The organism is Streptomyces sp. NPDC040622 (assembly GCF_055593965.1).
Map to the genome: position 1 here is coordinate 67,900 of NZ_JBVIXD010000020.1, position 9,314 is coordinate 77,213.

Annotated in this window: 8 protein-coding genes; 6 read left to right on the forward strand and 2 right to left on the reverse strand. The window is 68.7% G+C overall.

The features are described 5' to 3' along the window. The first annotated feature begins 102 nt into the window (after positions 1-102). Genes ACZ592_RS37325 through ACZ592_RS37340 form a run of 4 tightly spaced genes read left to right on the forward strand, consistent with a single transcriptional unit; the run spans position 103 to position 4,956 of the window. Positions 103-2,319, forward strand: coding sequence for a polyribonucleotide nucleotidyltransferase (locus tag ACZ592_RS37325; RefSeq protein ID WP_471586190.1), 2,217 nt, complete (start codon positions 103-105; stop codon positions 2,317-2,319). After that, positions 2,316-3,695, forward strand: a complete 1,380-nt coding sequence (locus ACZ592_RS37330; protein ID WP_471586191.1) for a M16 family metallopeptidase — start codon at positions 2,316-2,318, stop codon at positions 3,693-3,695. Before ACZ592_RS37325 ends, ACZ592_RS37330 begins: the two co-directional genes overlap by 4 nt. 38 nt (positions 3,696-3,733) lie before the next feature. Beyond that, positions 3,734-4,486 (forward strand): 4-hydroxy-tetrahydrodipicolinate reductase, encoded by a 753-nt coding sequence (dapB, locus tag ACZ592_RS37335; RefSeq protein ID WP_471586192.1) that lies wholly within the window; start codon positions 3,734-3,736, stop codon positions 4,484-4,486. Positions 4,487-4,503: 17 nt separating this feature from the next. Next, positions 4,504-4,956, forward strand: a complete 453-nt coding sequence (locus ACZ592_RS37340; RefSeq protein ID WP_471586193.1) for a hypothetical protein — start codon at positions 4,504-4,506, stop codon at positions 4,954-4,956. 1 nt (position 4,957) lies between these two features. Here the strand turns inward: ACZ592_RS37340 and ACZ592_RS37345 are convergent, their stop codons facing one another. Together ACZ592_RS37345 and ACZ592_RS37350 are read right to left on the reverse strand one after the other, a co-directional pair. After that, complete coding sequence (locus tag ACZ592_RS37345) at positions 4,958-5,518, reverse strand: PH domain-containing protein (protein ID WP_471586194.1); 561 nt, start codon at positions 5,516-5,518, stop codon at positions 4,958-4,960. A gap of 122 nt (positions 5,519-5,640) precedes the next feature. Beyond that, entirely contained in the window at positions 5,641-5,880 is a 240-nt protein-coding gene (locus tag ACZ592_RS37350; RefSeq protein ID WP_471586195.1) for a hypothetical protein, read from the reverse strand. Positions 5,881-6,279: 399 nt separating this feature from the next. On the opposite strand from ACZ592_RS37350, the gene dapA reads away from it, so the two are divergent. Together dapA and ACZ592_RS37360 are read left to right on the forward strand one after the other, a co-directional pair. Continuing rightward, complete coding sequence (gene dapA / locus ACZ592_RS37355) at positions 6,280-7,179, forward strand: 4-hydroxy-tetrahydrodipicolinate synthase (RefSeq protein WP_471586196.1); 900 nt, start codon at positions 6,280-6,282, stop codon at positions 7,177-7,179. A 149-nt stretch (positions 7,180-7,328) separates the two neighbouring features. Beyond that, a complete protein-coding gene (locus ACZ592_RS37360; RefSeq protein WP_471586197.1) occupies positions 7,329-9,014 on the forward strand; it encodes a ribonuclease J in 1,686 nt (561 codons plus the stop codon). Positions 9,015-9,314 lie beyond the last annotated feature (300 nt).

Here is a 9,314-nt window from a genome sequence, read left to right on the forward strand (position 1 = left end):
CTTCTCCGCACGGTCCCCGTCCACGAAGGACGCACGGGACGCCGCCCCAGGGCCACACGGGCCCAGGGGCGAGAAGACGAAACGTAGACACGTAGGAGAACAGTGGAGAACGAGACCCACTACGCCGAGGCCGTCATCGACAACGGCACGTTCGGCACCCGCACCATCCGCTTCGAGACGGGCCGCCTGGCCAAGCAGGCCGCAGGCTCCGCCGTCGCGTACCTGGACGACGACACCATGGTGCTGTCGGCCACCACCGCTTCCAAGAAGCCCAAGGATCAGCTCGACTTCTTCCCCCTCACGGTGGACGTCGAGGAGCGGCAGTACGCCGCGGGCAAGATCCCCGGTTCCTTCTTCCGTCGTGAGGGCCGGCCCTCCGAGGACGCGATCCTCACCTGCCGCCTGATCGACCGCCCGCTGCGTCCTTCTTTCAAGAAGGGCCTGCGCAACGAGATCCAGATCGTCGAGACGATCATGGCGCTCAACCCCGACCACCTGTACGACGTGGTCGCGATCAACGCCGCCTCCTGCTCCACGCAGCTGGCAGGACTGCCCTTCTCGGGCCCGATCGGCGGCACGCGCGTGGCGCTCATCAAGGGCCAGTGGGTCGCCTTCCCGACGCACACCGAGCTCGAGGACGCCGTCTTCGACATGGTCGTCGCCGGTCGCGTCCTTGAGGACGGCGACGTCGCGATCATGATGGTCGAGGCCGAGGCCACCGAGAAGACCATCCAGCTCGTCAAGGACGGCGCCGAGGCCCCCACCGAGGAGGTCGTCGCCGCCGGTCTCGAGGCCGCGAAGCCCTTCATCAAGGCCCTCTGCAAGGCCCAGTCGGACCTCGCCGCCAAGGCTGCCAAGCCCACCGGCGAGTTCCCGGTCTTCCTGGACTACCAGGACGACGTGCTCGAGGCCCTGACCGCCGCGGTCAAGACCGAGCTCGCCCAGGCGCTCACCATCGCCGGCAAGCAGGAGCGCGAGACCGAGCTGGACCGCGTCAAGGAGATCGCCGGCGAGAAGCTGCTCCCGCAGTTCGAGGGCCGCGAGAAGGAGATCTCCGGTGCCTACCGCGCGCTGACCAAGAAGCTGGTCCGCGAGCGCATCATCAAGGACAAGGTCCGCATCGACGGCCGCGGCGTCACGGACATCCGTACGCTCGCCGCCGAGGTCGAGGCCATCCCGCGCGTGCACGGCTCGGCGCTGTTCGAGCGTGGCGAGACCCAGATCCTGGGCGTCACCACCCTCAACATGCTCCGCATGGAGCAGCAGCTGGACACCCTCTCCCCGGTGACCCGCAAGCGCTACATGCACAACTACAACTTCCCGCCGTACTCCGTCGGCGAGACCGGCCGCGTCGGTTCGCCGAAGCGCCGCGAGATCGGCCACGGCGCGCTCGCCGAGCGCGCCATCGTGCCGGTGCTGCCGACGCGCGAGGAGTTCCCCTACGCGATCCGTCAGGTGTCCGAGGCCCTCGGCTCCAACGGCTCGACGTCCATGGGCTCGGTCTGCGCCTCCACCATGTCGCTGCTGAACGCCGGTGTGCCGCTCAAGGCCGCCGTCGCCGGTATCGCCATGGGTCTGATCTCCCAGGAGATCGACGGCGACACGCACTACGTCGCCCTCACCGACATCCTCGGTGCGGAGGACGCGTTCGGTGACATGGACTTCAAGGTCGCCGGTACGAAGCAGTTCGTGACCGCGCTCCAGCTCGACACCAAGCTCGACGGCATCCCCGCCTCGGTCCTGGCCGCCGCGCTGAAGCAGGCCCGCGACGCGCGTCTGCACATCCTCGACGTGATGAACGAGGCCATCGACGTTCCGGACGAGATGTCCCCGAACGCGCCGCGCATCATCACCGTCAAGATCCCGGTGGACAAGATCGGTGAGGTCATCGGCCCCAAGGGCAAGATGATCAACCAGATCCAGGAGGACACCGGCGCCGACATCACGATCGAGGACGACGGCACCATCTACATCGGTGCCCAGCAGGGCTCGCAGGCCGAGGCCGCCCGCGCCACGATCAACGGCATCGCCAACCCGACCATGCCGGAGGTCGGCGAGCGCTACCTGGGTACGGTCGTCAAGACCACCACCTTCGGTGCGTTCGTGTCCCTGATGCCGGGCAAGGACGGTCTGCTGCACATCTCGCAGATCCGCAAGCTCGCCGGCGGCAAGCGCGTGGAGAACGTCGAGGACGTCCTCGGGGTGGGCCAGAAGGTCCAGGTCGAGATCGCCGAGATCGACTCCCGCGGCAAGCTGTCCCTCATCCCCGTCATCGAGGGTGAAGAGGACGACGACACGAAGGACGACACCGACAAGTGACGTCGCGTAGCACCACGACGACGGCCCGCACCTCCTCGGAGGCGCGGGCCGTCGCCCGTACCCAAACCCTCATCAAGGGCGAGAACGGCATCGGCACCGTCCGCAGGACGACCCTCCCCGGCGGCCTGCGCGTCGTCACGGAGACGCTGCCCTCCGTGCGCTCGGCGACCTTCGGCATCTGGGCCAACGTCGGCTCCCGCGACGAGACCCCGTCGCTGAACGGCGCCACGCACTACTTGGAGCACCTCCTCTTCAAGGGCACCAAGAAGCGCAGCGCCCTCGACATCTCGGCCGCGCTCGACGCGGTCGGCGGCGAGATGAACGCGTTCACGGCGAAGGAGTACACGTGCTACTACGCGCGCGTGCTCGACACCGACCTGCCGCTCGCCATCGACGTCGTCTGCGACATGCTGACGGGCTCCCTGATCCGCCAGGAGGACGTCGACGCCGAGCGCGGCGTCATCCTCGAAGAGATCGCGATGACCGAGGACGACCCGGGCGACTGCGTGCACGACCTGTTCGCGCACACCATGCTCGGCGACACCCCCCTCGGCCGCCCGGTCCTCGGCACCGAGGACACGATCAACGCCCTCACCGCCGACCGGATCCGCCGCTTCTACAAGAAGCACTACGACCCGACCCACCTGGTGGTCGCCGCCGCGGGCAACGTCGACCACAACAAGGTCGTACGCCAGGTACGCGCCGCCTTCGAGAAGGCCAGCGCCCTCGGGCGCGCCGACGCGACCCCGATGATCCCGCGCCAGGGCTCGCGCGCCCTGCGCACCTCGGGCCGCGTCGAGGTCATCAACCGCAAGACCGAGCAGGCCCACGTCATCCTCGGCATGCCGGGCCTGGCCCGCACGGACGAGCGCCGCTGGGCCATGGGCGTCCTGAACACCGCCCTCGGCGGCGGCATGTCCTCCCGCCTCTTCCAGGAGGTCCGGGAGAAGCGCGGCCTGGCCTACAGCGTGTACTCGTACACCTCGGGCTTCGCCGACACCGGTCTCTTCGGCGTGTACGCGGGCTGCCGGCCCAGCCAGGTGCACGACGTCCTGAAGATCTGCCGCGACGAGCTGGACCAGGTCGCGCAGCACGGTCTGACGGACGACGAGATCAGCCGGGCCATCGGCCAGCTCGCGGGCTCCACCGTCCTCGGCCTCGAGGACACCGGCGCCCTGATGAACCGCATCGGCAAGAGCGAGCTCTGCTGGGGCGAGCACATGTCGGTCGACGACATGCTGGCCAGGATCGCCGCGGTCACCCCCGACGAGGTACGCGAAGTGGCCCGCGACGTGCTCGGCCACCGCCCGTCCCTCTCGGCCATCGGCCCGCTCAAGGACAAGCAGGCGGCCCGCCTGAACGAAGCGGTCGCCTAGGTCGCCCGAGGGCCCAACTCCCTTAAGGAATGAAGGACATGAGCAAGCTGCGCGTGGCGGTCATCGGTGCAGGGGGCCGGATCGGCTCCGAGGCCGTGAAGGCCGTCGGGGCCGCCGAGGACATGGAACTGGTCGCCACTCTCGGCCGGGGCGACAAGCTGGAGACGCTGGCGGAGACCGGCGCCCAGGTCGCGGTCGAACTGACCCACCCCGACTCGGTGATGGACAACCTCGAGTACTGCGTGCGGCACGGCATCCACGCCGTCGTCGGTACGACGGGGTGGACCGACGAGCGCCTCGCGCGGCTGCGCACCTGGCTGGACGCGTCCCCGGAGACGGGCGTGCTCATCGCCCCGAACTTCTCCATCGGCGCGGTCCTGACGATGAAGTTCGCGCAGATCGCGGCGCCCTACTTCGAGTCCGTCGAGGTCGTCGAGCTGCACCACCCGAACAAGGCCGACGCCCCCAGCGGCACCGCCACACGCACCGCCCAGCTCATCGCCGAGGCCCGCAGGGAGGCGGGCAGCTCCCCGCAGCCCGACGCCACGGCGACGGCCCTGGACGGTGCCCGCGGCGCGGACGTCGACGGCGTACCGGTCCACTCCGTGCGCCTGCGCGGCCTCCTCGCCCACCAGGAGGTTCTCCTCGGCGGCGAGGGCGAGACCCTGACCGTGCGCCACGACTCGCTGCACCACAGCAGCTTCATGCCGGGCATCCTGCTCGGCGCGCGCCGCGTGGTGAGCACTCCGGGCCTGACCTTCGGCCTGGAACACTTCCTGGACCTCGGCTGACCCGAGAGCTGAGAGAGATGCGCGCAAAGATCACTTACGCCGTCACGGCTGCCGTCCTGGTCGTCTACTTCGTCCTGGTCGGCAGCCGTGGCGTGCTCCTGATACAGCACGGCACCCTCCTCACCGTCACCTTCGGTGTCGCGGTGCTGATCCTGCCGGTCATCGGCGTCTGGTTCCTCTGGAAGAACACCCAGTTCGTCCAGCGCGCCAACCGTCTCGCGGCCGAGCTGGAGGCCGAAGGCGGCCTGCCCGTCGACGAGTTGAAGCGCACCCCCGGGGGCCGCATCGACCGCGACTCGGCCGACGAGGTCTTCGCCCGCCGCAAGGCCGAGACCGAGGACTCGCCGGACGACTGGCGCTGTTGGTTCCGCCTCGCGGTCGCCTACCACGACGCCAGGGACACCCCCCGCGCGCGCCAGGCCATGCAGCGGGCCATCGCCCTGCGTGCGGGCAAGCCGGTGAACGTCTAGATCAGGCGGTGGGCCGATACTCGTCGGCCCACACCTCGATGGAGTCGGCCGCGCGGTCGAACGCCTCGTACCGGGCCAGGAAGTCCGCGTTCCGGTCGGTCAGCAGCGGCTGCGGCACGGCTCCCCGCTGATCACGGCGTACGAGGACGAGCGCCTGCCCCTGCACCGTCCGGGGCAGCCCCAGCCAGCGCACCGGCTGCTGCGTGGTCCGTACGGCGGAGACCTGCGCCCACGCGATCGTCTGCGTGGAGAGGAAGCCGACCCTGCGCAGGCCCTGGGCGCTCACCCAGGTGCCCATGCGCAGCAGCCGCAGGGCGCCGGCGATGATGAGGACCGCGAGAACGGCGCAGATCGCGGCGCCCGCGGGGGAGTCCGCGAACGCGATGATCACGGCCGCGAAGAGGACGAACGAGGCGAGCAGCAGCAGGAGTGCGGCGGCGCCCACCCGCCAGGGGCCGGGCCGGTAGGGCCGACGCCATAGATCGCGGTCGTCGAAGGGCAGCGGGGCGTCGTCCGCCGCGTCGTCGAATGCGCGGTCCGCGGTCAGGAAGGGCAGGGGCACGGGCTGATCCTCACTCAATCCACACATGGGCTGTGCCCGGTGAGGCTATCGAGCCGTGTCCCCTGCTACCACCCTTGGGGGTCCGGACGAGTCAGTGCCGGACGGTGACGGTCGGCACCAGGTCAGCGCCCTTCGGACGCTTCGGACTGCTGGTGCTGCGTGGGTGACTGGTCGGGCGACATCGCCGGCATCCCGAAGAGCAGGGATCCCACGAGACCGGCCACCACGGTCAGACCGATGAGCGTGCGGCCCACGATCTGACTGGCCGATGCACGCTCACGGGGTGGGGGAGTGACGTTACTGCGGAACTTGTCGGCTTCGGCGATGAAGGCGAACGGAACGGGCTCTCGCCGACGGAACATGGGGCGCGCTTCTCCTCACGGGTCTCGAACGGTGCTCTGTGGACTCTGTTGTCTAGATAGACGCTCGAAACGCCCAAAAGGTGCCCTGTTTTGGCAAATTAGTCGAAGAAAATCGAGACGGATCACCGAACGGCCCAGGGCGGCCCAAGACGGCCTTCCCGTCCCGGATCCCGTCCCCCGTCCCGGAAGACGGACATGTGGCGCCTTGAGGCACTGATGTGCGGATGCGCCGAGCGAAGTGTCCGTATTGCGGCACTTCGTGAAGTTCATCTAGCCTGATCAAACGGACCCGGCACTGCTTGAACCCCCGAGCAGGCAGTGCCGGGCTCCACACTTGTCAGGTCCGCTCACATCACCCGAGGGGCGACCCCGCGCTGAGCAGCGAGTAGCGTGTTACCCATGGCTCCGACCTCCACTCCGCAGACCCCCTTCGGGAGGGTCCTCACCGCCATGGTCACGCCCTTTACGGCGGACGGCGCACTTGACCTCGACGGCGCGCAGCGGCTCGCCGCCCACCTGGTGGACGCAGGCAATGACGGCCTGGTCATCAACGGCACCACCGGTGAGTCACCGACCGTCAGTGACGCGGAGAAAAACGATCTCGTACGAGCCGTACTGGACGCAGTCGGAGACCGCGCCCACGTCGTCGCCGGCGTCGGCACGAACGACACCCTGCACAGCATCGCGCTCGCCCGCGCCGCCGAGCGCGCCGGCGCCCACGGCCTCCTGACCGTCACGCCGTACTACAACAAGCCCCCGCAGGAGGGCCTGTTCCGGCACTTCACCGCCATCGCCGACAGCACCGAGCTGCCGGTCATGCTCTACGACATCCCGGGCCGCAGCGGCGTTCCGATCAACACGGAGACGATCGTCCGGCTCGCCGAGCACCCCCGGATCGTCGCGAACAAGGACGCCAAGGGCGACCTCGGCCGCGCCAGCTGGGCCATCGCCCGCTCGGACCTCGCCTGGTACTCCGGCGACGACATGCTGAACCTGCCGCTCCTGTCCGTCGGCGCGTGCGGCTTCGTCTCCGTCGTGGGCCACGTCGTCACCCCGGAGCTGCGCGCCATGCTCGAGGCGCACCTCACGGGCGACGTGCAGAAGGCGACGGAGATCCACCAGAAGCTGCTCCCGGTCTTCACCGGCATGTTCCGCACCCAGGGCGTGATCACGACCAAGGCGGCGCTGGCCCTCCAGGGCCGCCCCGCGGGACCGCTGCGGCTGCCGATGGTGGAGCTGTCACCCGACGAGACGGCCCAGCTCAAGATCGATCTCGCCGCCGGCGGGGTACAGCTGTAACCACAGACTTCACAACTGAATAAGCGCAACACCGCGGGCGCGACACAAGCTGACTTCCGCCCGCACCCCACACAACAACTGCTACTGCACGAACGTCATACGCGCCACGTGCCCGGGAGGTACGTGGCGCGCGTGGTGAGGAGAGTCTTTTGAGTCATCCGCATCCTGAACTCGGCGCTCCGCCAAAGCTTCCGAAGGGCGGCCTGCGGGTCACCCCGCTCGGCGGCCTCGGCGAGATCGGCCGCAACATGACCGTCTTCGAGTACAACGGTCGCCTGCTGATCGTCGACTGCGGAGTGCTCTTCCCCGAGGAGGAGCAGCCCGGTATCGACCTGATCCTGCCGGACTTCACGTCCATCAGGGACCGCCTCGACGACATCGAGGGCATCGTGCTCACGCACGGCCACGAGGACCACATCGGCGGTGTCCCCTATCTCCTGCGCGAGAAGCCGGACATCCCGCTGATCGGCTCCAAGCTGACCCTCGCGCTGATCGAGGCGAAGCTCCAGGAGCACCGCATCCGGCCGTACACGCTCGAGGTCGTCGAGGGCGACCGCGAGCACCTCGGCCCCTTCGACTGTGAGTTCGTCGCGGTCAACCACTCCATCCCGGACGCCCTGGCCGTCGCCGTCCGCACCCCCGCGGGCATGGTCGTCGCCACCGGCGACTTCAAGATGGACCAGCTGCCGATGGACGGCCGCCTCACGGACCTGCACGCGTTCGCGCGGCTGAGCGAGGAGGGCATCGACCTCCTCCTCTCCGACTCGACGAATGCCGAGGTGCCGGGCTTCGTCCCGCCGGAGCGGGACATCTCGAACGTGATCCGGGGCGTCTTCGCCGGCGCCCAGAAGCGGATCATCGTGGCGAGCTTCGCCAGTCACGTGCACCGCATCCAGCAGATCCTGGACGCCGCCCACGAGTACGGGCGCCGGGTCGCCTTCGTCGGCCGTTCGATGGTGCGCAACATGGGCATCGCCCGCGACCTCGGCTACCTCCGCGTCCCGCCGGGCCTGGTCGTCGACGTGAAGACGCTCGACGACCTCCCGGACAGCCAGGTCGTCCTGGTCTGCACGGGTTCCCAGGGCGAACCCATGGCCGCGCTCTCCCGCATGGCCAACCGGGACCACCAGATCCGCATCGTCCAGGGCGACACGGTGATCCTGGCGTCGTCCCTGATCCCCGGCAACGAGAACGCGGTCTACCGCGTGATCAACGGCCTGACGCGCTGGGGTGCGAACGTCGTCCACAAGGGCAACGCGAAGGTGCACGTCTCCGGGCACGCCTCGGCGGGCGAGCTCCTGTACTTCTACAACATCTGCAAGCCCAAGAACCTGATGCCGGTCCACGGCGAATGGCGCCACCTGCGCGCCAACGCCGAGCTGGGCGCCCTCACCGGTGTCCCGCACGATCGCATCGTGATCGCCGAGGACGGCGTCGTCGTCGACCTCGTCGAGGGCAAGGCCAAGATCGTCGGCAAGGTCCAGGCGGGGTACGTCTACGTGGACGGCCTCTCCGTGGGCGATGTCGGCGAGCCGGCACTGAAGGACCGCAAGATCCTCGGCGACGAGGGCATCATCTCGGTCTTCGTGGTGGTGGACTCCAGCACCGGGAAGATCACCGGCGGCCCGCACGTCCAGGCACGCGGCTCAGGCATCGAGGACTCGGCGTTCAACGCCGTCATCCCGAGGGTCCAGGAGGTCCTGGAGAAGTCGGCCCAGGACGGCGTCGTCGAGCCCCACCAGCTGCAGCAACTCATCCGCCGCACGCTGGGCAAGTGGGTCTCGGACAACTACCGCCGACGCCCGATGATCCTGCCGGTGGTCGTCGAGGTCTGACCCCCTCGATCAACCGAGCTCCGGAGCGGGGCGCCTCGATTTGCATCGGGGCGCCCCGCTCCGTTAGGTTTACGGCTCCGCCAGCGAGGGAAGCCCCGGACACTCAGGTGCCCAGGACCGACCGGAGCGGGGCGGGAATTCCGACTCAGAATCTCTGATAAAGTCGGAGTCGCCGGAAAGGGAAACGCGAAAAGCCGCAAGGCTTGAGCGGGAACCGGAAAGGCGCCGAGGAAATCGGACACGAAAGAGTCTGATAGAGTCGGAAACGCAAGAACAAAAGAAACACCGAAGGGAAGCGCC

What these genes read in the sequence shown, in the direction of transcription:
- dapB (WP_471586192.1), top strand. Translation starts at nt 3,734, where the DNA reads ATGAGCAAGCTGCGCGTGGCGGTCATCGGTGCAGGGGGCCGGATCGGC.
- ACZ592_RS37340 (WP_471586193.1), top strand. Translation starts at nt 4,504, where the DNA reads ATGCGCGCAAAGATCACTTACGCCGTCACGGCTGCCGTCCTGGTCGTC.
- ACZ592_RS37350 (WP_471586195.1), bottom strand. Translation starts at nt 5,880, where the DNA reads ATGTTCCGTCGGCGAGAGCCCGTTCCGTTCGCCTTCATCGCCGAAGCC.
- dapA (WP_471586196.1), top strand. Translation starts at nt 6,280, where the DNA reads ATGGCTCCGACCTCCACTCCGCAGACCCCCTTCGGGAGGGTCCTCACC.